Below are 24,357 nucleotides of genomic sequence, written 5' to 3' on the forward strand. Positions count from 1 at the left end.
GCGGTCACAGCTTTCGGCTCCGCAACTCGTGACCCTTGGTGGTCAGGCATCGGCCGTTGTCCAGATTCCACTGCCAACCGTGCAGGTTGCAGGTCAGCGTGTTGTCCTCGATGACACCGAATTTCGACAGGTCGGCCTTCAGATGCGGGCACCGGCGCTGGATCTCCCAGCCGTCCACGGTGATCGATGAGGAGTCGTCGTGGGCTTCGGCGAACCAGCCGTCGGCGTAGGCGATCCGTTCATCGGTGAGGCATTTGAAGAACGTGTACAGATATTCGTTGTAGCCGCCGACCCGAGATGCCCGGAACCTCGTGGACAGGTAGATGGTGTTGACCCAGTCGGGTTCGGAGTCGCGCAGGACGGTGCGCACCAGGTTGGGCGCGATCTCGAAGCCGTACCGGAACTTTTCGTCCGGAATGGGCTCGCGGACGGCACGTTTCGGGAAATCCAGTACCACCGTCTCGGTGTACTCCGGAGATTGCATCCGCAGTTCCACCGGATAGCCGATCCCGTCGCAGATCTGATCGGTCTGGATCATGATCGGTTCGAACAATGCGCGCAACGGTTCCAGGAGGGACTCGCCGGCCGCCGGCGCCCAGCGGGCCTTCTCGGCGGCCAGCACCGGTGCCATCCGCTGGGCGTAGGCCTCGATGTAAGCGGCTTTGCCGGTGGTGAAGATCGCCTCGACCTGCTCGACCGGAATCGGGTGCTCCAGCGAGATCAGCTCGGATCCGGTGAAGTCGGCGGTGCTGCCGGGGATCATCAGCAGTCCGCGGTCGTGGCCGTGGTTGCGCATCTGTTCCAGGAACACCATCTGGTCCGGGAAGATGTTGGCCGGGTCGCCGTGATCGTCGTTGAGGCTGCGCAGGCTGTCATCGAGGAAACAGGGCGGACCCGCGGACGGGATCACCCACGTCGCGCCGACCTGGGCGATGTACTGACGGCACCGGTCCATCTGGCGTTGCCGCTTCTGGGTGCCGAACGCGTCCTTGGCCCGCTGCGGCATGTCGTAGACCATCGGATACCAGATGGCGCCGGAGAACTGCAGCATGTGTACGTCGATGTGACCGAACTCGGACTCGAGTACGTCCAGGTCGACGGGGCGGGCGTCGTTCATGTTGAACGCCACCGTCTTGCCGTCGGAGACCACCAGCCCGGAGTCGCCGATCGGGCCGTCGGCGGGCGCCCGCAGTGCGACGATCATCACGTCCAGGTCGCCCTTGGGTCCGCTGACCCGGTGCTTGGTGGAGTCGGTGGTTTCGAAGAAGGTGTGGAACCCAAGCTTTTCCAGCTCACGGCGCAGGTCCGGAACGGGGTAGTCCGGCAGCAGCACCACGGCGTCCTTGTTGACGTGCCGTCGCAGGTTCTCCGGGTCGAAGTGGTCCTTGTGCAGGTGGGAGACATACAAGTAGTCGCAGTCGCCCAGCCGGTCCCAGTCCAGTTCGCTGTTGTCCGGGAACGGGAACCACGAGCCGAAATACGCGGGATTGACCCACGGGTCGCACAGAATGCTGCCCGCTTGGGTCTCGATCAGGAAGCCGGCGTGGCCGACGCTGGTGACCTGCACAAATACCTCTCCACTGAAGACGAGGCCTCAACGCGGAGGCCGTCATTGAGCTTAGCGGCCGGGCGCGGCGCCGAACGGCATCGATGTGTGGGACCCAAGTCCTCACCTTCGGATTCGCTCCGTTACCGCTGGAGGATAGGCTCGACCTCGTGGAACCGGTATACGGCACCGCCATCCAGCTCGCGCGGCTCGTGTGGAAGGTGCAAGGGCTGAAGTTGACGGTGACCGGCCTGGAGAATCTGCCGCGTACCGGGGGCGCGGTCATCGCGATCAATCACACCAGCTACTTCGACTTCACCTTCGCCGGTTTGCCGGCCCAGCGGCAGGGCTTGGGCCGCAAGGTCCGGTTCATGGCCAAGAAGGAAGTCTTCGAGAACAAGATCGGCGGCCCGCTGATGCGGAGCTTCCGGCATATCCCCGTGGATCGCGCCGCCGGCGCGGAATCGTTCGACGAAGCCTGCCGGCGGCTCGAAGCGGGTGAGCTCGTCGGTGTGTATCCCGAGGCGACCATCAGCCGCAGCTTCGAGATCAAGGAGTTCAAGTCGGGTGCGGCGCGGATGGCGATCGCCGCGGGCGTCCCGATCGTCCCGCACGTGATCTGGGGGGCGCAGCGTCTCTGGACCAAGGACCACCCGAAGAACATGTGGCGGCCCAAGGTACCGATCAGCGTCGCCGTCGGTGAGCCCATCCAGCCGACGCTGCCGGCCACCGAGCTGACCGCGCTGCTTCATCACCGGATGGAGCATTTGCTCGAACGGGTTCAGGAAGCCTATGGCCCGCATCCCCCCGGTGCCTTCTGGGTGCCGCATCGGCTCGGCGGCGGTGCGCCGTCGCTGGCCGAAGCGGGCCGACTCGATGCAGAGGAGGCCGCCCGCCGGGCGCAGGCGAAGTCCGACCGGACCGACCTGGGGTAGCGCCGATGAGGCCGGCCTCTCCGGTTCTCGGAGATCGCGCGGCTCATGACCAATCGCGTGGGGTGACCTGCGCTGACCCCGATGTCGGAGGAGGCACTTTGCTCGACCAGATGCAGTTGTTCGACCGAGCGCAACGGGCTCGCGGAGGGGCGGTGTCGCAGTGATCAGTGGCGACCGGAAACCCGCGATGATCGCCACGGACGTCGACGGCACCCTGCTCGATGAAAACGAGAACGTCACCCCCCGCACCCGGGACGCGGTGCTGGCCGCGGTCGACGACGGGGCAACGTTTGTCCTGGCCACGGGTCGGCCACCGCGTTGGATCGCGCCGGTGGTGGATGCGCTGGGCTTCGCGCCGCTGTCGGTGTGCGCCAACGGCGCGGTGCTCTACGACCCGGCCACCGACAAGATCCTGTCGGCGCGGGAGTTGTCCACGGATCTGCTGGGCGCACTGGCCGAGATCGCGATGCGGGTCATTCCGGGTGCCGGGCTGGCGGTCGAGCGGGTGGGCCGCAGCGCCCACGACGCCGCCACCCCGCAGTTCGTCAGCTCGCCCGGGTACGAACATGCGTGGCTGAATCCGGACAACACCGAGGTGTCGATGGAGGACCTGTTGTCGGCGCCCGCGGTGAAACTGTTGATCCGCAAAGCCGGTGCCACCAGCGCTGATATGGCGGCCGAACTGGTCAAGCACATCGGCCTCGAGGGTGATCTCACCTACAGCACCAACAACGGCCTGATCGAGATCGTCCCGTTGGGCATCAGCAAGGCGACGGGCGTGGAGGAAGTGGCCGCACCGCTGGGCATCGATGCCGCGGGCATCGTGTCCTTCGGTGACATGCCCAACGACATTCCGATGCTGCGCTGGTCCGGCCGCGGTGTGGCGATGGGCAATGCGCATCCCGAGGCGGTGGCCGCCGCCGATGAGGTGACGGCGCCTAATTCCGAGGACGGTTTGGCACAGGTACTCGAACGCTGGTGGGGCTGACGACGCTGGTGGGCTGGGGTCAGTCCAGGTGGATCGGGGTGAAGCGTTCGAGCTGAACCGGCGGACCGTCCGGTCCCAGCGGGGGGAGTTCCTGGGCGACACCGTCGACCACCCGGGTCACCAGACCGGTCTCGCGGTCGAAGTTGAGGGTGCCGTGCTGGTAGTTCTGCTTGATCCATTGGGGTTCGTGGATCTCGCCGCTGGTGGGCAGGCCGAGCAGGCCGCGCTCGTAGCCCAGGGCGGCCCACGCGTCGTAGATCGCGCCGCCGACCGGTTGGGCGTCGCTGTCGGGGGACCAGTAGATGGCTCCGCCGGTGAATGTCACGTACCGGGAGTTGCCCGTCGCGGTGGCCTCCGGCCCGAGCGGAGCGCCCAGGACGCCGGTCGCACCGCCCATCCGCTCCCACTTGGTGTGGATGGCGCCGCCGCGTAACCGATCCTCGAGGGTGATGGGGCCCGCCGGCTCGTTGAAGCGGGCCGCGATCTCGCGGATCTGGTCCATCGCCGCGTAGGCCGCGTCTCCGGGGCATTCGGTGTTGCCGACATCGCGGTGGGTGAAGATCGCCGGCAGCGTGGGCCGCATTCCCCGCGGGAAATGCGTGTAGGAGCCGCCGGCGGAAGTGAGGTCGACGAAGCCCTTGGGGTCGACGTGATCCAGGCCGAGCCGCCAGCCGAGGAGCCGGCCGGTGGTGCGGAGCTGGATGTCGGTGGGTGGGGTCACCTGGAAGTCGCCGATCATGGCCACTCCCCAGGTGTCGGTGTTGAACCCGCCGGTGTGGGAGCCCTCCACCGGTCGGTCCATGCCGCCGGCGCGTCCTTCGAAGACCTGGCCGTACTTGTCCACCAGGGCGTTGTAGGCGATGTCACACCAGCCCAGCGTGCGGGTGTGATACGCGTATGCCGCCCGGACGATGGCGGCTGAGTCCTCGGGGGCGTAATCGTTGCTGCCCGCGGTGTGGTGGACGACGGCGGCGCGTACGCCCCGGTCGTAGCGAGGGTCGCCGCACTTGAGCGATTCGTCGGCACCCCACTGGGCCCGGCTGATGATGCTGGGCGGCTGGCCCGGCGCCAAGACCCCGGTCGGTGGCATGAAGTTGACGTCGGCGGGTGCCTGCGGAGGGGTGATCAGAATGGCCGACATGTTCTGAGCGAAGGAGCGTTCGGTGCTGGCGGGGCGGTAGCCCAGCTCGTTCTCGAGGTCGCCGTCGGGCTGCTGGGGCGGTGCGGTGGTGACCGGTGCGCCGGCTGGGCGGGTCACCGAGATCTGGACGGCGTTGGTGAGACCGACAAAGACCGGGTCGGTGCCCTGCGGGCCGGAGCCGGAGCCGCCGGTCACGTTCGGTTCCAGGGATTCGGCCTCGTACCAGGGGCCCCAGTTGCCGTCGCCGTGTTTGGCGCGGACCTTGACCTCGGTGCCGGTGAGGTCGTCACCGGTGAGCGCGACCATCGAGAACGGGGCCTGCTGGGCGATTTCGCGGATGGTTTCACCGCCGCCGATACCGGGCAGCGGCTCCTCGACGAGTTTGGTGTCTGCGGCGCGGGGGACGTCGGCGCCGGGCGGTACGCCGTCGATGGCCCACGGGATGAGCACCACTGACGCCGCTATCGCGGTGAGCAGTAGGAGTGGTGCGGGACGACGACTCGGCACGGCCCGATGTTACGTATGTGTCAGCTGTTACCAGAGTTTCGACACGGTACTTCTGGGGAAATTGTCAACACGCAACGACACCGCAGGGTTGTGTGGGCTCGGAGGGTGTCCGGGGTGAGCCCACCCCTGCGGTGCCGTTTGGTTACAGGCTTTGAGGTGGCCGATCAGGCGGGCGGCGGCGGAAGCGGCAGCGGGGCGGCCGCGGCGGCCGGGGCAGCCGACTTGATGGCGCCCATGATGCCCGGCATCACGATGCCCTTCAGCAGGTCGATCGCCTGGCCGGCCCCGAGCTGCTGCGCGGCGCTGGACAGATCGCTGATCAGGCCACCGCCACCGGTGGGAGCCGTCGGCATGCCGAGTCCCAGCGACGGGTCGCCGAGGATCGGGTACGTGCCGGCCATCGGGTCGAGGCCGATCGGAGCACCGATCGGGATCTCGCCGGGCACGCCGAGCCCCAGGCCGGGTGAGGACGCCGGCATGGCGCCGGGAATCGTCAGGCCCGCGTCGGGAACGCCGAGACCCGGTGTGGTCAGGCCCGGTGTGGTGAGACCGGGTGTGGTGAGACCGGGGGTGGTCAACGCCGGGTTGGTCAGGCTGGCATCGGTCAGTGACGCGCCGGGCAGTGCCGGAAGCGCAGGTGTGGTGAGACCGGGCGTGGTCAGGCCGGGTGTGGTGAGACCGGGCGTGGTCAGGCTGGGTGTGGTGAGACCCGGGGTGGTCAGACCCGGTGTGCTGAGACCAGGCGTGCTCAGGCCCGGCACCGTGAGGCCAGGTGTGGTCAGGCCCGGAGCGCCCAGACCGGTCATGCCCAGCGCGGGACTCGTCAGGCCGGTGGCCGGCATGGCGCCGGCCGGGCTCAGGCCGGTGGGCAGCGGCGGCATGGTGATGCCGAACTGCGACAGGCCCTGCGACAGCGCCGAGATCAGTTCGTTGGGCAGATCGGTGACAAAGGCGGCCTGCTTGAATTCCTGCTGCTGGGGCGCATTCGTAGAAAGCTCGGTGATGGCAACAACTGCAAATGGACTCGCGACTGCCAGGGCGGCGACTGCGCTCATGGCTGTCGACAGCCTGCGTCGACGTCGATTCGGCACGGAAGTCTCCTCAATATGTGGACTACATGTGCTGGGTAAGCAACGCGTTCGATGTTACGGCCGTGACTAGTGAGGTCAGAGTGGCGAGACCGAATCGTGAACCAATCGCGACCTTGGGGGGTCGTACCGTTGCCCACAGGTAATCGCCGGGACGCCAGGTGAGGCCCGTCGCCGGGCCACAAAGTGGTGTCAGGGCGGATAACGACGGGCCCCGGCCGCGCGGCCAGAGCGTTCCCGGCAGCAAGGTCGGATACCCTAGCTGCCGATGACCTACGACCTGTTTGTTGTCGGGTCCGGATTCTTCGGCCTGACAATCGCCGAGCGCGTCGCGACCCAGCTGAACAAGCGGGTTCTCGTCGTGGATCGGCGACCTCATATCGGCGGCAACGCCTACTCCGAAGCTGAACCGCAGACCGGCATCGAAATCCACAAGTACGGTGCCCACCTGTTCCACACCTCCAACAAGCGGGTGTGGGAGTACGTGCGGCAGTTCACCGAGTTCACCGGCTACCAGCACCGCGTCTTCGCGATGCACGACGGGCAGGCCTACCAGTTCCCGATGGGCCTGGGTCTGGTGTCGCAGTTCTTCGGGCGCTACTTCACCCCCGACGAAGCCCGGGCGCTGATCAAGGAGCAGGCGTCCGAGATCGCCACGGCCGAGGCGCAGAACCTCGAAGAGAAGGCCATCTCGTTGATCGGGCGGCCGCTCTACGAGGCGTTTGTGAAGGACTACACCGCCAAGCAGTGGCAGACCGACCCCAAGGAGCTGCCGGCGGCCAACATCGCCCGGCTGCCGGTCCGCTACACCTTCGACAACCGCTACTTCAACGACACCTACGAGGGTCTGCCGGTCGACGGGTACACCGCCTGGCTGGAGAACATGGCCGCCGATGACCGCATCGAGGTCCGGTTGGACACCGACTGGTTCGACGTCGCGGACGAACTACGGGCAGCGTCCCCGTCGGCTCCGGTCGTCTACACCGGGCCGCTGGACCGCTATTTCGACTACGCCGAGGGCCGCCTCGGATGGCGCACCCTCGACTTCGAGCTCGAAGTGCTCGAGACGCCGGACTTCCAGGGCACGCCCGTGATGAACTACAACGACGCCGACGTGCCCTACACCCGCATCCACGAGTTCCGGCACTTTCATCCGGAACGCGCGTACCCGGATGACAAGACGGTGATCATGCGGGAGTACTCCCGATTCGCCGAGGACTCCGACGAGCCGTACTACCCGATCAACACCGAATCCGACCGGGCCCTCCTGGCGGCCTACCGTGACCGGGCCAAGGCGGAGACGGCGCGGGCCAAGGTGCTCTTCGGCGGCCGGCTCGGCACCTACCAATACCTCGACATGCACATGGCGATCGCCAGTGCGCTCAACATGTATGACAACACCCTGGCGCCGCATCTGGTCGACGGTGCGCCGCTGTCGGAGACAGGCACGGAAAACTGATGAGTGACATTCCCTCCGGCGCGTTGGCTGCCGGTGAGTCGCGGGCGATCAGTCTGCTTGCCCGCATCATCCTGCCGCGGCCCGGCGAACCCCTCGACGTCCGCAAGCTCTACATCGAGGAATCGGACACCAACGCCCGGCGAGCGCATGCTCCGACCCGGACCACCTTGGAGATCGGCGCCGAGTCCGAGGTGTCGTTCGCGACCTACTTCAACGCACTACCCGCCAGCTACTGGCGCCGGTGGTCGACGCTGGAGTCGGTGGTGCTGCGGGTGGAACTGACCGGCAGCGCCCGCGTCGACGTCTACCGGTCCAAGGCCACCGGCGCGCGGATCACCGTGGGCGGCGCGCCGATCTCCAGTAACGGCGGCGAAGATCCGGCAGTGGTGGAGTTCGAGGTCGAGCTCACCCCGTTCGAGGACGGCGGCTGGATCTGGTTCGACATCACGACCACCGAGGCCTCCACCCTGCACAGCGCCGGCTGGTACGCACCGGTGCAAGCTCCGGGCCGGGCCGACGTCGCGGTCGGCATCCCGACCTTCAACCGGCCGTCGGACTGCGTCAACGCACTGGCGGCGCTGACTTCGGATCCCTTGGTGGACAAGGTGATCAGCGCTGTCATCGTCTCGGACCAGGGCACCGACAAGGCCAAGGACCATCCCGAGTTCGCGGCGGCTGCCGCTGCGCTGGGCGACCGGCTCTCGCTGTACAACCAGCCCAACCTCGGCGGTTCCGGCGGCTACAGCCGGGTGATGTACGAGGCGCTGAAGAACACCGACTGTGAGCAGATCCTGTTCATGGACGACGACATCCGGATCGAACCCGACTCGATCCTTCGGGCACTGGCGCTCAACCGTTTTGCCAAGACCCCCACCCTGGTCGGCGGCCAGATGCTCAACCTGCAGGAGCCCAGCCACCTGCACGTGATGGGCGAGATGGTGGCGGCCCACAACTTCATGTGGACCAACGCCGTCAACACCGAGTACGACCACAACTTCGCCAAGTACCCGCTCAACGACGAAGAAGAGGAACGCAGCAAGCTGCTGCACCGGCGCGTCGACGTCGACTACAACGGCTGGTGGATGTGCATGATCCCCCGCCAGGTGGCCGAGGAGCTGGGTCAACCGCTGCCGCTGTTCATCAAGTGGGACGACGCCGACTACGGCCTGCGCGCCGGCGAGCACGGCTATCCGACCGTCACCCTGCCCGGCGCGGCGATCTGGCACATGGCGTGGAGCGACAAGGACGACGCCATCGACTGGCAGGCGTACTTCCACCTGCGTAACCGGCTGGTGGTCGCGGCCATGCACTGGGACGGCAACGTCCGGGGCCTGGTTCTGAGCCACTTCAAGGCGACGATCAAACACCTCATGTGCCTTGAGTATTCGACGGTCGCCATCCAGAACAAGGCGATGGACGACTTCCTGGCCGGACCCGAGCACATCTTCTCGATCCTGGAGTCGGCGTTGCCCGAGGTGCGCAAGATGCGCGCCCAGTTCCCCGACGCGGTGGTGCTGCCCAGCGCGACGACGTTGCCCACCCCGTCGGACAAGCGGTGGCGCAAGAAGGTGAGCATTCCCGTCGGCCCGGTGGCGATCGCCTGGCGGCTGGCCGGCGCCATCATCCATCAGCTCAGCGCCCATGACCCCGAGCATCATCGCCGCCCGCAGATCAATGTGGCGACCCAGGACGCCCGGTGGTTCTCGCTGTCGCGGGTCGACGGCGTCACCGTCACCACCGCAGACGGTCGTGGTGTGGTCTACCGGCAGCGTGACCGCGAGAAGATGTTCGAGCTGCTGCGGGAATCGGTGAAACGCCAAGTGCAACTGGCCCGCAAGTTCAACCGCATGCGCAAGGTCTACCGGGCGGCGCTGCCGACCCTGACCAGCACGCATAAGTGGGAGACCGTGCTGGTTCCGCAGGGCGGCCACGACGGCGGCCGGGTGCTCAGCAAGGAATCGGACAATGGCTGACGCCCCGCGCGGCGAGGATGCCGTGCTGGTTGCCGTGCAAACCGCGCTGACCGAGAAACCCGGGGTGCTGGCCGTCGCCCGGGCGATGTCCCACTTCGGTGAACACAGTCTGGGATGGCTTGCCGTGTCCGCGGTCGGCGCGCTGGCCCAACCGGGCCGTCGCCGGCAATGGCTGACGGTCGGAGCCGGCGCATTCCTGGCCCACGCCGCCGCTGTGGTGATCAAACGGATCGTCCGCCGGCCGCGGCCGCACCACCCGGACGTCGCCATCAACGTCGGCACCCCCAGCAAGCTCAGTTTCCCGTCGGCACACGCCACTTCGACGACCGCGGCCGCCGTACTGCTCGGCCGGGTCACCGGGCTCCCGATGCCGGCACTGCTGGTCCCGCCGATGGCGTTGTCACGCATGGTGCTCGGCGTGCACTATCCCAGCGACGTCGCCACCGGTGCGGTCGTCGGCGCGCTGGTCGCCGAAGCTGTGTCCCGGGTTTCCGAGAAGGGTCTGCGTTCATGAGTGAGGAAGCTGCAGCTGTCGCGGGTCCCCCCAAGAACCTCGCGACGGGCATCGTCAAGGCGTTGCGTCCCCGCCAGTGGGTGAAGAACCTGCTGGTCCTGGCGGCTCCGCTGGCCGCCCTCGGCGGCGAGGTCCGCTACGACTACGCCGAGGTGCTGACCAAGGTCGGCATCGCGTTTGTGGTGTTCTGTCTGGCCGCTTCCTGCGTGTACCTGATCAACGATGCGCGCGATGTCGAGGCGGACCGGGCGCACCCGACCAAACGTTTCCGCCCCATCGCCGCCGGAGTGGTGCCCGAAGGGCTGGCCTACGGTCTAGCGGTTGTTCTAGGGGTCAGCTCGCTGGTGATCTCGTGGCTGACCACGCCGAATCTGGCCGTGGTGATGGCGATCTACATCGCGATCCAGCTGGCGTACTGCTTTGGCCTCAAACATCAAGCGGTCCTTGACATCTGCATCGTCTCGTCGGGCTTCCTGATCCGGGCTGTCGCCGGTGGGGTGGCCGCCGGCATCCCACTTTCACAGTGGTTCCTGCTGGTGATGGCATTCGGTTCGCTGTTCATGGCCGCCGGCAAGCGCTACGCCGAACTGCAGCTCGCCGAACGGACCGGCGCCAAGATCCGCAAGTCGCTGGAAAGCTACACCGGCAGCTATCTGCGGTTCGTGTGGACGCTGTCGGCCACCGCCGTGGTGCTCTGTTACGGGCTGTGGGCTTTCGAACGTGACGGCGGCGGTAGCGGATCCTGGTTTGCGGTGTCGATGATCCCGTTCACCATCGCGATCCTGCGGTACGCCGTCGACATCGATGGCGGCCTGGCCGGCGAGCCGGAGGAGATCGCGTTGCGGGACCGCGTACTGCAGTTCTTGGCGGTGGCCTGGATCGGAACGGTCGGTGCCGCGGCCATCCTCAGCTGAGGCCAACCCGATGGCGGCGCCCACCCCGGCACCGCGACAGGGATGGCTGGTGCGAATCAGTCTGTGGCTGAGCGTCATCACCGCGGCAGGTCTGTTCGGGTGGGGAGCCTGGCAGCGCCGCTGGATCGCCGATGACGGGCTGATCGTCTTGCGGACCGTGCGCAACCTGTTGGCCGGCAACGGTCCGGTGTTCAACGCGGGGGAGCGCGTCGAGGCCAACACCTCCACGTTGTGGACGTATCTGAACTATCTCGGTGCGGTGATCGCCGGACCCGTGCGACTCGAATACGTCGCGCTGGCACTGGCTCTCGGGTTGAGCGTGCTCGGGGTGGTGCTGGTGATGCTGGGCACCGCGCGGCTGTACGGACCCGGCCTGCGGGGCCGGCGGGCGCTGCTGCTGCCGGCTGGTGTGCTGGTCTACATCGCCATCCCGCCGGCCCGGGATTTTGCCACCTCCGGGCTCGAAAACGGTTTGGTGCTCAGCTATCTCGGATTGCTGTGGTGGATGCTGGTGGTCTGGGCGCAGGCTCCGCGCGCCGCTGCGGTGGCCGGTCGCACCGCTGGTGACGCCGCCGGAACCTGGTTCACCGTCGCGCTGGCCGTGCTCGGCGGACTGTCGGTTCTGGTGCGCCCGGAACTGGCGCTCATCGGCGGGCTGGTCTTGGTGATGATGGTGATCGCGGCGCGCAGCTGGCGCACCCGGGCGATCATCGTGGTGGCCGGCGGATTGCTGCCGGTCGGGTACGAGATCTTCCGCATGGGCTATTACGCGCTGATCGTGCCCGGTACGGCGGTCGCCAAGGATGCCTCGGGAGCCAAGTGGTCCCAGGGCTGGATCTACCTGACCAACTTCAATGCGCCGTACCTGCTGTGGATCCCGGTGGTGCTGCTGGTGGCCCTCGGTGTGCTCCTGACGGTCTCCCGCGCTGGGGCGTCGCACTTGCCGCAGCGAGCTCCAGGTAGCTACGGGTGGCTTGCCCGGATGGTGCAGAGCACCCCGGCGGTGGTGATTTTCTTCCTGGCCAGCGGGCTTTTCCAGGCGATCTACTGGGTGCGCCAGGGCGGCGACTTCATGCATGGCCGGGTGTTGCTGACGCCCGTGTTCTGCATGCTTGCGCCCATCGCGGTGATCCCGGTGGTCCTACCCCAGAAGTCGGCTGGGGTGTCGCGGTCCTATCGAGAAGCCGGCTTTGTGGTGGCCGGTGCCACCACCATGTTGTGGACCGCCGTGATCGGCTGGACGGTCTGGGCTGCCAACTCCCCGGGTATGGGTACGGACGCCACCAAGGTCACCTATTCCGGGATCGTCGACGAACGTCGCTTCTACGCCCAGGCCACCGGGCATGCGCACCCGTTGACCGCGGCCGACTACCTCGACTACCCGCGGATGCGCGCGATGCTGGTCGCCATCAACAACACTCCCGACGGCGCGCTGCTGCTTCCAGCCGGCAACTACGACCAGTGGGATGTTGTGCCCGCTGTGCCTCCGCCGGCGGACCTGACGCCGGCGCAGCGTGCCAACTATATTGGCCCGCACACAGTCTTTTTCACCAATATGGGCATGACGGCGATGAATGTCGGACTGGATGTGCGGGTCATCGATCAGATCGGTCTGGCAAATCCGTTGGCGGCGCACACCGAGCGGCTCGCGGATGGCCGGATCGGCCACGACAAAAACCTGTTCCCGGACTGGGCGATCGCCGAGGGGCCGTTCCTCAAGGATGAGGACTGGATCCCCTCCTATATCGACGAGGCCTGGATCAAGCAGGCCGAGGCGGCGCTGCAGTGCCCGGCCACCGAAGCGGTGCTGGGGTCGCGACGCGGGCCGCTGGGGCCCCGCCGGTTCCTGTCGAATGTGTTGCATGCGTACCAATTCACCGGCTACCGGATCAACCGGGTGCCCGAGTACGAGCTGCTCCGCTGCGGACTGGATGAACCCGATTTGGGTGTGACCCCGTACACTGGGTTACCGGCATCGGGACCTTAGCTGTTGGCTGACGTCGAGTACGGCCGCCTCGGTACGTGGCGGTGACGAGCGAAACAGTTCGCTTGTTGTTGGCCGATACGGGTTCCCAGCGGTAACGCTGACGTGTTGTTACAGCGATACCCAGTCATGTGTGGTCACTACCCGCGAGCTGTGCCACGGACACGGCGCCCGGACATCGGCGCCTGCGACCTTGAAGAACGAACGGATGGTGTGAACGCGTGAGGACGTCGGTGGCTGCGCGCGCCCGCAACAGGGCCGGGTTCCTGGCGCGGCTGGTCGCGACCGTCACCGCGGCCCTGATGCTGCCCGCTTCTGCCGTGTCCCTCGTGACCGCACCGAGCGCAGCGGCTTTCTCTCGCGCCGGTCTGCCGGTGGAATACCTCGACGTGTACTCGGCGGCCATGGGCCGCAATGTGCGGGTGCAGTTCCAGCCGGGTTCGGACACCGCCTCCGGCAGCAAGGCCGTCTACCTGCTCGACGGCCTGCGGGCGCAGGACGACTACAGCGGTTGGGACATCAACACCGCAGCATTCGAGTGGTTTCACGACACCGGGGTGGCCACCGTGATGCCGGTGGGCGGCCAGTCGAGTTTCTACTCCGACTGGTACTCGCCGTCGAACTTCAACAACCAGCCGTACACCTACAAGTGGGAGACGTTCCTCACTCAGGAGCTTCCGGCCTACCTGGCTGCCAACAAAGGTGTTTCGCAGACCGGCAACGCCGTCGTGGGCCTGTCGATGTCCGGCGGCGCCGCGTTGATCTTGGCGGCCTATCACCCGAACCAGTTCGTTTACGCAGCATCGCTGTCGGGGTTCTTGAACCCGTCCTCGCCGTTCATGCAGCAGGCGATCCGGGTCGCGATGCTTGATGCCGGCGGTTACAACGTCGACAACATGTGGGGGCCGCCGTGGGACCCGGCGTGGAAACGAAACGACCCGGTGGTGCAGGTACCGCTGCTGGTGGCCAACGGCACCCGGTTGTGGATCTACTGCGCACCCGGCGGGCAAACGCCGCTCGACGTCACCGCCGATCCGGGGCAGGCGCTCAACGCGAGCAGCCTGGAAGCCCTGGCCATCAGCAGTAACCGGCGGTTCGAGGAGCGCTACCTGCAGGCGGGTGGCCACAACGCGACGTTCGAGTTCCCTCCCGCGGGCAACCACGCGTGGGGTTACTGGGGTGCGGCGCTGCAGGCGATGAAACCTGACTTGCTGGCCACCCTCGGTAGCTGATGCGGGCCGCCGGATGACGTTACGGAGACGACGTGAAAAAGGAACGATCACACAAGGTGTGGTTGACTGGCCGGGCAATGCCGCCGGGTCGCGCAGTCTATACACCAAGTGCGGCAGAACAATGATGGGATGGATTTTTTGATGAAGTTGGTCGATAAGGTGCGTGGCACCTGGGGCCGGCGGCTGGCGGCGGCGTTCGCCGCGGTGGCCGTCTTGCCCGGGCTGGTCAGTGTCGCCGGTGGATCGGCGACGGCGGGAGCATTCTCTCGCCCGGGTCTGCCGGTTGAGTATCTGATGGTTCCGTCGGCCGGAATGGGTCGCGACATCAAGGTCCAGTTCCAGAGCGGTGGCCCGAACTCGCCTTCGGTGTACCTGCTCGACGGCCTGCGTGCGCAGGACGATTTCAACGGCTGGGACATCAACACCGCAGCGTTCGAGTGGTACTACGGCTCGGGTCTGTCGGTTGTCATGCCAGTGGGCGGCCAGTCCAGCTTCTACAGCGACTGGTACTCCCCGGCCTGCAGTGACAAGACCGGTGTCTGCCAGACCTACAAGTGGGAGACGTTCCTGACCCAGGAGCTGCCCGCCTACCTGGCGGCGCAGAAGGGTGTGGACTCCAGCCGGACCGCCGCCGTCGGTCTGTCGATGGCCGGTTCGGCCGCGCTGACGCTGGCGATCTACCACCCGCAGCAGTTCCAGTACGCCGCGTCGCTGTCGGGCTTCCTGAACCTGTCCGAGGGTTGGTGGCCGATGCTGGTCAACATCTCGATGGGTGATGCCGGCGGCTTCAATGCCGACGAGATGTGGGGCAAGACCGGCGATGAGGGCAATGCGTGGAAGCGCAATGACCCGATGGTCAACATCAACAAGCTGGTTGCCAACAACACCCGCATCTGGATCTTCTGTGGTGACGGCACCCCCACCGATCTGGATGCCGGTACCAGCCAGGGCAACCTGTTCAACGCCAAGTTCCTCGAAGGCTTCACCTTGCGCACCAACAAGACCTTCAAGGATGAGTACATCGCCGCCGGTGGCACCAACGGTGTCTTCAACTTCCCGGATGGCGGGACGCACAGCTGGAACTACTGGGGACAGCAGTTGCAGCAGATGAAGCCCGATATCCAGCGTGTGCTGGGTGCGGTGCCGAACGACCCGGAGACGTTCGCGGCGCCGGCTGAGCCGGCAGGCGCGGGCGGCTAGCCAAGCGCTCCCAACGGCGGCGATCCCTACGGGTCGCCGCCGTTGTCGTTTCACCGCCCTGGGTGATGTGGTTCACTACGAGCGTGGTGAACAGGTTGCTGTCCGTCTTCACACGAATGCTTGGGGTACTGGTGCTGACCGCGACGGCCTGGGGGGCCGGCAGTGTGGTGGCCAACGCCGACACCGTGGAGTACCTGCAGGTGCCGTCGGCGGCGATGGGCCGGTCGATACCGGTCGCCTTCCAGGCCGGTGGGCCGCACGCGGTGATCCTGCTGGACGCGTTCAACGCCGGGCCCGAGGTGAGCAATTGGGTGACCGCGGGCAACGCCATGAACACTTTTGCCGGCAAGGGTGTTTCGGTGGTGGCGCCGGCCGGGGGCGCCTTCAGCCTGTACACCAACTGGGAGCAGGACGGCGGCAAGCAGTGGGAGACGTTCCTGGCCACCGAATTGCCTGATTGGCTGGCCGCCAACAAAGGCCTGGCTCCCGGTGGGCACGCGATAGTCGGGGCGGCGCAGGGCGGGACCGCGGCGCTGACCCTCGCCGAGTTCTATCCGAACAGGTTCCGCTATGCCGGGTCGATGTCCGGCTTCCTCAACCCGTCCAACACTTTCCTCAACGGAGCCCTGCACGACGGGATGATGCGGTTCGGTGGCGTGGACACCAACCTGATGTGGGGTCCGGCCCAGTTCGGCCGGTGGAAGTGGCACGACCCCGATGTGCACGCGCAGCTGCTGGTGGACAACAACACTCGGGTCTGGGTGTACAGCCCGCAGACGCTGACCTGCGCGGACCCTGCGGCCATGATCGGCTACTGCGATCAGGCCCAGGGCAGCAACCGGTCTTTCTACGCGCACTACCGCAGCATCGGCGGCGCCAACGGGCAGTTCGACTTCCCGACCAGCGGCGAGCACGCCTGGAGTTCGTGGGCGCCGCAGCTGGGGGCGATGTCCGAGGACCTCGTCGCCGCCATCGCCTGAGGGCGCTCGGCTTTCCGTTGCCGTGATGGTCAGCCGGTACCGTGGAAGGATGCATCCGGCCATGCGATCGTCACGACGGGATACGTTCCCCCTGACGGTTGTGTCGGCGGTTCTGGTTGCGGCAGTGCTGGCGATGTTGCTGAGCGGCTGCGGCTCCGGTGAGGACCTGATGACAAGCGTCGCCTCGCCTCACGGCGCTGATACAGCGGAAGCGATGAGCGGCTCCGACGGGGTGCTGCCGAGTCCGCCGAGCCGGCTGTCGATGACGCCCGAGCAGGTCGAGTACCTCGATGAGCTCAAATCGTCGGGGGTACGGCGGTCCAGCGACCTGATGGCGCTGTCGATCGGCCAGTACGTCTGCCAGGCCCGGGCAGCCGGCCAGAGTCCCCAGGGTGTGTGGGACTTCGTGTTCCCCCTGGTGCGCGGCGAGATCCACGACATGAACCCCAATACCGCAGTGACTGCGATGGCCAAGCAGGTGGATGAGACCACCGGGCTGTATATCCAGATCGCAACCGACCGCCTCTGCTAACGGAAGAACCTCACCACACACATGGCCAAGAAGTCCGCTAGTTCTCGACGCCAACAGCAGCGTCGTCACCGCATTCTCGCTGTTGTCGCCGCGGGCGCGGTGGCGGTGGTGGTGGCCCTGGTGGCGGTGATCGTGGTGATCGTCGTCCGCCAGCCGGAGTCCTCGCAGACCGCGGTCCCACCCAGCGCCGTGCCGCCGACAAGCACGGTTCCGGGTCAGAAGCCGCGCCCGGAGTTCCAGGACGCCAGCTGCCCCGACGTGCAGATGATCTCCATCCCGGGCACCTGGGAGTCCTCACCCACCGATGACCCGCTGAACCCCACCCAGTTCCCGCGGTCGTTGATGCTCGGCGTCTCGGGCCCGATCGCGGGGTCGTTCCCCACCGAACGGGTCCAGGTGTTCACGGTCCCGTACACCGCGCAGTTCCACAATCCGCTGTCGGCGGACGGGCAGATGTCCTACAACGACAGCCGCGCCGAGGGCACCCGGGCAGCGATCAAGGCCATGACCGATATGAACGAACGCTGCCCGCTGACCAGCTACGTGCTGGCTGGATTCTCACAGGGTGCGGTGATCGCCGGGGACATCGCCAGCGATATCGGCAACGGCCGTGGACCGGTGGACGAGGATCTGGTGCTCGGTGTGACGTTGATCGCCGACGGCCGGCGCCAGGCCGGGGTGGGCCAGGACGTCGGCCCCAACCCGCCGGGGCAGGGCGCCGAGATCACCTTGGCCGAGGTGCCGACGCTCTCCACACTCGGGTTGACCATGACCGGCCCGCGGCCCGGAGGGTTCGGGCTGTTGAACAACCGCACCAATCAGATCTGCGCGTCCGGTGACCTGATCTGCGCCGCACCGGATCAGGCGTTCAACATCACCACGCTGCCGAGGACGCTCGACGTGCTGGCCGGCGGCGCCGGTCAGCCGGTGCACGCGATGTACGCCACCCCGCAGTTCTGGCAGCTCGACGGGCAGCCGGCGACGCTGTGGACCCAGAACTGGGCGCGCGGCCTGATCGAGAACGCGCCGCAGCCCAAACACGGCTAGTCCGGCAAGAATTTGGCCCGTACCTCACAGACCCGTAACATTAAGAAGAAAATAAGAGCCGCTTACCCGGGTCGGGTCAGCCGGTCTGTACGATCTGTGAGGTTTGGGATCAATGTCGATCGGCCGAGCGCGGCCGTCGCTGATCCAGCACAGAGGTTCTAAAAGGAGATAGGTATGCCGTTCCACAACCCATTCATCAAGAACGGGCGCATCACCTTCCCCGACAACGGCAGCGTCGTCCGCCATATCGAACGTTGGGCCAAGATCCGCGGTGACCGGCTGGCGTACCGCTTCCTCGACTACTCCACCGAACGTGACGGCGTTGCCCGTGAGCTGAACTGGGCCGAGTTCAGCGTCCGGAACCGGGCCCTCGGCGCGCGGCTGCAGCAGGTCACCCAGCCCGGCGACCGAGTGGCGATCCTGTGCCCGCAGAACCTGAACTACCTCGTCGCGTTTTTTGGCACCCTGTACTCGGGCCGGATCGCGGTACCGCTGTTCGATCCCTCGGAGCCCGGCCACGTCGGCCGGCTGCACGCCGTGCTGGACAACTGCCACCCGTCGGCGATCCTGACCACCACCGAGGCCGCCGAGGGGGTGCGCAAGTTCTTCCGCAGCCGCCCGGCCAAGGACCGCCCCCGCGTCATCGCCGTCGACGCGGTGCCCGACGAGGTCGCGGCCACCTGGGAACAGGTCGACATCGGCATCGAGACCATCGCCTACCTGCAGTACACCTCCGGTTCCACCCGCATCCCGACCGGTGTGGAGATCACCCACCTGAACCTGGCCACCAACGTCGTGCAGGTGATCGAGGCGCTCGAGGGTGAAGAAGGTGACCGCGGTGTCTCCTGGCTGCCCTTTTTCCACGACATGGGCCTGATAACCGCCATGATCTCGCCGATGATCGGGCACTACTTCACGTTCATGACACCGGCGGCGTTTGTGCGCCGCCCGCAGCGCTGGATCAACGAGATGGCCCGCAAGGACAGCGACACCGGTGGCGTCATCTCGGTTGCACCCAACTTCGCCTTCGATCATGCGGCGGCCCGCGGTGTGCCCAGGGAGGGCGACCCGGAGATCGACCTGTCGAACTGCAAGGCCGTCCTCAACGGCAGCGAGCCCATCTCCGCCGCCACCGTGCGCCGGTTCAACGACGCCTTCGGGCCGTTCGGCTTCCCGCCGGAGGCCATCAAGCCGTCCTACGGCCTGGCCGAGGCGACGTTGTTCGTCTCGACCACACCGGCAGGCGAGGCCCCCAAGATCGTCACCGTGGATCGTGACGAGCTGAACAACCACCGGTTCGTCGAGGTCGCCGAGGACTCGCCGAAGGCCGTCGCACAGGCTTCGGCCGGCAAGGTCGGCGTCGCCGAATGGGCGGTGATCGTCGATGCGGACACGGCCACCGAACTGCCCGACGGCCAGATCGGTGAGATCTGGATCCACGGCCAGAACATGGGTATCGGCTATTGGGGCAAAGAGCAGGAAACCGCCGAGACCTTCCACAACCTGCTGAAGTCCCGGCACAACCCGTCGCACGCCGAAGGGGCCGACGAGGACGGCACCTGGGTGCGTACCGGCGACTACGGCGCCTTCTACGACGGTGACCTCTACATCACCGGCCGAGTCAAGGATCTGGTGATCGTCGACGGCCGCAACCACTACCCGCAGGACCTGGAGTACTCGGCACAGGAATCCAGCCGAGCGCTGCGCACCGGGTATGTCGCGGCGTTCTCGGTGCCGGCCAACCAGCTGCCCGACGACGTGTTCGACAACGCCCACGCCGGGCTCAAGCGGGATGCCGATGACTCCTCCGAACAATTGGTCATCGTCGCCGAACGTGCGCCGGGTGCCCACAAGCTCGACATCGGCCCCATCCACGACGACATCCGGGCCGCGATCGCGGTTCGCCACGGTGTGACGGTGCGCGACGTCCTGCTGACTCCGGCGGGGGCGATCCCCCGGACCTCGAGCGGCAAGATCGGCCGCCGGGCATGCCGTGCGGCATACCTGGACGGCAGCCTGCGCAGCGGGAAGGTCGCCAACGCCTTCCCCGACGAAACGGACTGAACCACTGCTCGAGCTGAGTGAGGCCTCGCGACATGTCTGAAAACACTCCCGACAAGAGCGTCCCGGAGATGCGCGCCTGGCTGCGCAACTGGGTGGCGGATGCCACCGGGCAATCCCCGGACGCGATCAACGAGTCGGCGCCGATGGTCGAGCTCGGCCTGTCGTCGCGGGACGCCGTCGCCATGGCCTCCGATATCGAGGACCTCACCGGCGTCGCCGTCAGCGCCACCACGGCGTTCCGGCACCCCACTATCGAGGCGCTGGCCCAGGTGATCGTCGAGGGTGAACCCGAGGACGAGGCCGGGGATCTAGACGGTGAGGACTGGACCAGGGCCGAGGGGCTCGCCGACATCGCGATCGTCGGCCTGGCCACCCGATTCCCCGGGGACATGAACACCCCTGATGCGACTTGGCAGGCGCTGCTGGAAGGCCGCGACGCCATCACCGATCTGCCCGAGGGCCGGTGGGAGGAGTTCCTCAGCGAGCCGCGCATCGCCGAGCGTGTCGCCAAGGCCCGCACCCGCGGCGGCTATCTCTCCGACATCAAGGGCTTCGACGCCGAGTTCTTTGCGCTGTCGAAGATGGAAGCCGACAACATCGACCCGCAGCAGCGGATGGCACTCGAGCTCACCTGGGAAGCACTGGAGCACGCGCGGATTCCGGCGTCGTCATTGCGTGGCGGCGATGTCGGGGTGTTTGTCGGTGCCTCGAACAACGACTACAGCTTCCTGAGCGTCTCGGATCCCTCGGTGGCGCACCCGTACGCCATCACCGGCACCACCAGCTCGATCATCGCCAACCGGGTGTCCTACTTCTACGACTTCCGCGGGCCGTCGATGGCCATCGACACCGCGTGCTCGTCTTCGCTGGTCGCGGTGCACGAAGGTGTGCAGGCGCTGCGCTCCGGTGAAGCCGACGTGGTGATCGCCGGCGGCGTGAACGCGATGATCACCCCGCTGGTCACCATCGGTTTCGACGAGGTCGGTGGGGTGCTGGCACCCGACGGTCGGATCAAGTCGTTCAGCGCCGACGCCGACGGGTACTCCCGCGCCGAGGGTGCCGGCATGCTGGTGCTCAAGCGGGTCGCCGACGCCCGCCGCGACGGTGACGAGATCCTGGCCGTGATCGCCGGTAGCGCGGTCAACCACGACGGGCGTTCCAACGGCATGCTGGCGCCCAACCCGGACGCCCAGGCCGAGGTGCTGCGCAAGGCGTACAAGAACGCCGGCGTCAACCCGCGCTCGGTCGACTACATCGAGGCGCACGGCACCGGCACCATCCTCGGTGACCCGATCGAGGCCGACGCCCTGGGCCGCGTTGTCGGCCGGGGCCGCGCCGCCGATGCGCCGGCGCTGCTGGGTGCGGTGAAATCCAATGTGGGGCACCTGGAGTCGGCAGCCGGTGCGGCCAGCCTGGCGAAGGTCACGCTGGCGCTGAAGAACAACAAGATCCCGCCGTCGATCAACTACGCCGGACCCAACCCGTACATCGACTTCGAGCGCGAACACCTCAAGGTCAACGACGTGGTTTCGGACTGGCCGCGCTACAGCGGGCATGCCATTGCCGGGGTCTCCGGCTTCGGCTTCGGTGGCGCCAACGCCCACGTGGTGGTGCGCGAGGTGCTGCCCAGTGATCTGGTTGAACCCGAGGCCGAGTCGGACACCGCCACCCCGCAGACCGGTGCCGCTGACGCCGATGCGGTGTATGTCGGTGGGGTTCGGATGGACGAGTACGGCGAGTTCGTGGCCCCGCGATCCGATGACGATCCCGACGGCACCATGGACTTCTACGGCAACGAGTCCTACGGCACCGACGATGAGCACGAACTCCCCGGCCTGACCGATGAGGCACTGCGGTTGCTTGCGGTGGCCCGTGAAGAGCTGGCGGCCGCATCGGCTGAAGAGCCCGCGACACCTATTGTGCCACTGGCGATTTCGGCTTTCCTGTCGTCACGTAAGAAAGCTGCCGCGGCCGAGTTGGCGGACTGGATCGACAGTGAGCAGGGGCGTGCCGCCTCGCTGGAGTCGATCGGCCGGGCGCTGTCGCGGCGCAACCACGGCCGCTCGCGTGCGGTGATCCTGGCCCACGACCACGATGAGGCGATCAAGGGCCTGCGTGCGGTGGCCGACGGAAAACAGAGCCCGCTGGTGCTGTCCACCGACGGCCCGGTGACCAGCGGCCCGGTGTGGGTGCTCGCCGGTTTCGGTGCGCAGCACCGCAAGATGGGCAAGAGCCTGTACCTGCGCAATGACGTGTTCGCCGAATGGATCAACACGGTGGACGCGTTGGTCCAGGACGAGCTGGGTTACTCGGTTGTGGAGCTGATCCTCGACGACTCGCAGGATTACGGTATCGAGACCACGCAGGTGGTCATCTTTGCGATCCAGGTCGCACTCGGTGAGCTGCTGAAGCATCACGGCGCGAAACCCGCTGCGGTGGTGGGGCAGTCGCTCGGTGAGGCGGCCGCGGCCTACTTCTCCGGCGGCCTGTCGCTGGTCGACGCCACCCGCACCATCTGCTCACGTTCACACCTCATGGGTGAGGGCGAGGCGATGCTGTTCGGCGAGTACATCAGGCTGATGGCGTTGGTGGAGTACTCCGTCGACGAGATCAACACGGTCTTCTCCGATTTCCCGGACCTGGAGGTGTGTGTCTACGCCGCACCGACCCAGACGGTGATCGGTGGCCCGCCGGAGCAGGTCGACGCGATCATCGCCCGCGCGGAGTCCGAAGGGCGTTTCGCCCGCAAGTTCCAGACCAAGGGCGCCAGCCACACTCAGCAGATGGATCCGCTGCTCGGCGAGTTGGCCGCGGAGTTGCAGGGTATCGAGGCCCGGCCGCTGCAGACGGCGTACTTCTCCACCGTGCACGAGGGTCAGCTGATCCGGTCCGGTGCGGAACCCATCCACGATGTCGAGTACTGGAAGAAGGGGCTGCGGCACAGCGTCTACTTCACCCAGGGCATCCGTAACGCCGTGGACAACGGCCACACCACCTTCCTGGAGCTGGCACCGAACCCGGTGGCGCTCATGCAGGTCGGGCTGACCACGGCGAGCGCCGGTTTGCACGACGCGCAGCTGGTCGCGACGCTGGCCCGCAAGCAGGACGAGGTCGATTCGATGACCACGGCCATGGCGAACCTGTTTGTGCACGGCCACGATCTCGACATCCGGACGCTGTTCTCCCGGGGGTCGTCGCCGGCTGATTATGCGGCTGTCCCGCCGACCAGGTTCCGGCGTAAGCCGCACTGGCTCGATGTGCGCTTCTCCGGCGACAACTCCGGCGTGTTGCCGGGATCGCATGTGTCGCTGCCGGACGGCAAGCATGTCTGGGAGTTCGCCCCGCGCGGTGCGCTGGATCTGGCCTCCTTGGTGAAAGCCGCTGCGGTGCAGGTACTTCCGGATGCCGTGATGACGGCTGCCGAGCAGCGGGCCATCCCAGGTGACGGTGCGCGACTGGTGACCACGCTGACCCGGCATCCCGGAGGCGCGTCGGTGCAGGTGCATGCGCGCATCGATGAGTCCTTCACCCTGGTGTACGACGCCATCGTGGCCCGCGGCGGCCAGGGCGGTGCACTGCCGGTCGCGGCGGCCGCCGGGGTGCTCGCCACGTCCACCGAGATCGCCGAACCCGCCGTGGTCGAGGACGACGCGGACATCCTCACCGACAGCCTGGCCGCCGGCGCCAATCTCGGTGCGGGTTTTGCCAAGTGGTCGCCGGATTCCAGCGAGACCATTGCCGATCGTCTCGGCGCCATCGTGGGTGGCGCCATGGGCTACGAGCCGGAAGATCTGCCGTGGGAGGTCCCGCTGATCGAGCTGGGTCTGGACTCCTTGATGGCGGTGCGGATCAAGAACCGGGTCGAGTACGACTTCGACCTGCCGCCGATCCAGCTGACCGCGGTGCGTGACGCCAACCTGTACAACGTCGAGAAACTGATCGCCTACGCGATCGAGCATCGCGACGAGGTGGCGCAGCTGCACGAGTTCCAGAGCACCGCCTCCGAAGAGGAGATCGCCGCCGCCCAGGCCGAGTTGTTGGGCGGCGCGTCGACGGCCGCCGAGATCGAGCAGCGGCTTGCCTCCGTCGGTCCGGACGTGGCTGCCGAGCTCAATCAGAAGGCGGTCGAGACGGCGGACACCACCCCGGAGCTGCCGGCCGCGCCCACCGATCCGGTGCCCCCGCCGCCCACCGACCCGACTGGTGCGTCCCGGTCCACCGATCCGGTGCCACCGCCGCCCACCGACCCGAGC

17 protein-coding genes are annotated in these 24,357 nt (G+C 66.9%); 14 read left to right on the top strand and 3 right to left on the bottom strand.

The window, feature by feature from the left end; all coding sequences use genetic code 11:
* Nucleotides 1–4: 4 nt before the first annotated feature.
* Nucleotides 5–1,567: a Rieske 2Fe-2S domain-containing protein gene (locus tag WBB07_RS17015; protein WP_526309570.1), complete on the bottom strand. Its 1,563-nt coding sequence runs from the start codon at nt 1,565–1,567 to the stop codon at nt 5–7.
* A gap of 149 nt (nt 1,568–1,716) precedes the next feature.
* Here WBB07_RS17015 and WBB07_RS17020 point away from each other — a divergent pair, with 149 nt between their 5' ends.
* Nucleotides 1,717–2,481: a lysophospholipid acyltransferase family protein gene (locus WBB07_RS17020; RefSeq protein ID WP_526309571.1), complete on the top strand. Its 765-nt coding sequence runs from the start codon at nt 1,717–1,719 to the stop codon at nt 2,479–2,481.
* Nucleotides 2,482–2,668: 187 nt separating this feature from the next.
* Nucleotides 2,669–3,469: a Cof-type HAD-IIB family hydrolase gene (locus WBB07_RS17025; RefSeq protein WP_526309572.1), complete on the top strand. Its 801-nt coding sequence runs from the start codon at nt 2,669–2,671 to the stop codon at nt 3,467–3,469.
* Between the two features lie 19 nt (nt 3,470–3,488).
* On the opposite strand, the gene WBB07_RS17030 is transcribed toward WBB07_RS17025, so the two are convergent.
* Both WBB07_RS17030 and WBB07_RS17035 read right to left on the bottom strand, forming a co-directional pair.
* Entirely contained in the window at nt 3,489–5,117 is a 1,629-nt protein-coding gene (locus WBB07_RS17030) for an N-acetylmuramoyl-L-alanine amidase (RefSeq protein WP_526309573.1), read from the bottom strand.
* Nucleotides 5,118–5,281: 164 nt separating this feature from the next.
* On the bottom strand, nt 5,282–6,208 hold the full coding sequence (locus tag WBB07_RS17035; RefSeq protein ID WP_526309574.1) for a PPE family protein: 927 nt from the start codon (nt 6,206–6,208) through the stop codon (nt 5,282–5,284).
* Nucleotides 6,209–6,473: 265 nt separating this feature from the next.
* Here WBB07_RS17035 and glf point away from each other — a divergent pair, with 265 nt between their 5' ends.
* From glf to pks13, 12 genes are all read left to right on the top strand, one after another.
* Complete coding sequence (glf, locus tag WBB07_RS17040) at nt 6,474–7,664, top strand: UDP-galactopyranose mutase (protein WP_526309575.1); 1,191 nt, start codon at nt 6,474–6,476, stop codon at nt 7,662–7,664.
* Complete coding sequence (locus WBB07_RS17045; protein ID WP_526309576.1) at nt 7,664–9,637, top strand: glycosyltransferase family 2 protein; 1,974 nt, start codon at nt 7,664–7,666, stop codon at nt 9,635–9,637. Before glf ends, WBB07_RS17045 begins: the two co-directional genes overlap by 1 nt.
* Nucleotides 9,630–10,151 (top strand): phosphatase PAP2 family protein, encoded by a 522-nt coding sequence (locus WBB07_RS17050; RefSeq protein WP_526309577.1) that lies wholly within the window; start codon nt 9,630–9,632, stop codon nt 10,149–10,151. Before WBB07_RS17045 ends, WBB07_RS17050 begins: the two co-directional genes overlap by 8 nt.
* Nucleotides 10,148–11,065, top strand: coding sequence for a decaprenyl-phosphate phosphoribosyltransferase (locus WBB07_RS17055; RefSeq protein WP_526309578.1), 918 nt, complete (start codon nt 10,148–10,150; stop codon nt 11,063–11,065). Before WBB07_RS17050 ends, WBB07_RS17055 begins: the two co-directional genes overlap by 4 nt.
* Nucleotides 11,066–11,075: 10 nt before the next feature.
* A complete protein-coding gene (gene aftB / locus WBB07_RS17060; RefSeq protein WP_526309586.1) occupies nt 11,076–13,052 on the top strand; it encodes a terminal beta-(1->2)-arabinofuranosyltransferase in 1,977 nt (658 codons plus the stop codon).
* 299 nt (nt 13,053–13,351) lie between these two features.
* Nucleotides 13,352–14,281 (top strand): alpha/beta hydrolase, encoded by a 930-nt coding sequence (locus WBB07_RS17065; RefSeq protein WP_526309587.1) that lies wholly within the window; start codon nt 13,352–13,354, stop codon nt 14,279–14,281.
* Nucleotides 14,282–14,422: 141 nt separating this feature from the next.
* Nucleotides 14,423–15,481: an alpha/beta hydrolase gene (locus WBB07_RS17070; protein ID WP_526309579.1), complete on the top strand. Its 1,059-nt coding sequence runs from the start codon at nt 14,423–14,425 to the stop codon at nt 15,479–15,481.
* A 116-nt stretch (nt 15,482–15,597) separates the two neighbouring features.
* Nucleotides 15,598–16,461 carry an alpha/beta hydrolase gene (locus WBB07_RS17075; protein ID WP_526309588.1) on the top strand — a complete coding sequence of 288 codons (864 nt, stop codon included), beginning with the start codon at nt 15,598–15,600 and terminating at the stop codon, nt 16,459–16,461.
* A 61-nt stretch (nt 16,462–16,522) separates the two neighbouring features.
* On the top strand, nt 16,523–16,993 hold the full coding sequence (locus tag WBB07_RS17080; protein WP_526309580.1) for a DUF732 domain-containing protein: 471 nt from the start codon (nt 16,523–16,525) through the stop codon (nt 16,991–16,993).
* A gap of 21 nt (nt 16,994–17,014) precedes the next feature.
* The gene (gene culp6, locus WBB07_RS17085) at nt 17,015–18,040 is read left to right on the top strand and encodes a carboxylesterase Culp6 (protein ID WP_526309581.1); all 1,026 of its coding nucleotides are present in this window, start codon (nt 17,015–17,017) and stop codon (nt 18,038–18,040) included.
* Nucleotides 18,041–18,214: 174 nt separating this feature from the next.
* The gene (gene fadD32, locus WBB07_RS17090; protein ID WP_526309582.1) at nt 18,215–20,104 is read left to right on the top strand and encodes a long-chain-fatty-acid--AMP ligase FadD32; all 1,890 of its coding nucleotides are present in this window, start codon (nt 18,215–18,217) and stop codon (nt 20,102–20,104) included.
* 32 nt (nt 20,105–20,136) lie between these two features.
* Nucleotides 20,137–24,357, top strand: a 4,221-nt coding sequence (pks13, locus tag WBB07_RS17095) for a polyketide synthase Pks13 (RefSeq protein ID WP_526309583.1), incomplete at its 3' end; no start/stop codon positions are given.

Origin of the sequence: Mycobacterium sp. (genome assembly GCF_049647605.1) — a bacterium.
In the GTDB taxonomy this organism is placed as follows: domain Bacteria; phylum Actinomycetota; class Actinomycetes; order Mycobacteriales; family Mycobacteriaceae; genus Mycobacterium.

Coding starts and splice junctions, on each gene's coding strand:
- WBB07_RS17055 (WP_526309578.1), top strand. CDS start 10,148: ATGAGTGAGGAAGCTGCAGCTGTCGCGGGTCCCCCCAAGAACCTCGCG.
- WBB07_RS17075 (WP_526309588.1), top strand. CDS start 15,598: ATGCTTGGGGTACTGGTGCTGACCGCGACGGCCTGGGGGGCCGGCAGT.
- WBB07_RS17045 (WP_526309576.1), top strand. CDS start 7,664: ATGAGTGACATTCCCTCCGGCGCGTTGGCTGCCGGTGAGTCGCGGGCG.
- aftB (WP_526309586.1), top strand. CDS start 11,076: ATGGCGGCGCCCACCCCGGCACCGCGACAGGGATGGCTGGTGCGAATC.
- WBB07_RS17050 (WP_526309577.1), top strand. CDS start 9,630: ATGGCTGACGCCCCGCGCGGCGAGGATGCCGTGCTGGTTGCCGTGCAA.
- WBB07_RS17080 (WP_526309580.1), top strand. CDS start 16,523: ATGCGATCGTCACGACGGGATACGTTCCCCCTGACGGTTGTGTCGGCG.
- WBB07_RS17070 (WP_526309579.1), top strand. CDS start 14,423: ATGAAGTTGGTCGATAAGGTGCGTGGCACCTGGGGCCGGCGGCTGGCG.
- fadD32 (WP_526309582.1), top strand. CDS start 18,215: ATGCCGTTCCACAACCCATTCATCAAGAACGGGCGCATCACCTTCCCC.
- WBB07_RS17025 (WP_526309572.1), top strand. CDS start 2,669: ATGATCGCCACGGACGTCGACGGCACCCTGCTCGATGAAAACGAGAAC.
- WBB07_RS17065 (WP_526309587.1), top strand. CDS start 13,352: ATGCTGCCCGCTTCTGCCGTGTCCCTCGTGACCGCACCGAGCGCAGCG.
- culp6 (WP_526309581.1), top strand. CDS start 17,015: ATGGCCAAGAAGTCCGCTAGTTCTCGACGCCAACAGCAGCGTCGTCAC.
- glf (WP_526309575.1), top strand. CDS start 6,474: ATGACCTACGACCTGTTTGTTGTCGGGTCCGGATTCTTCGGCCTGACA.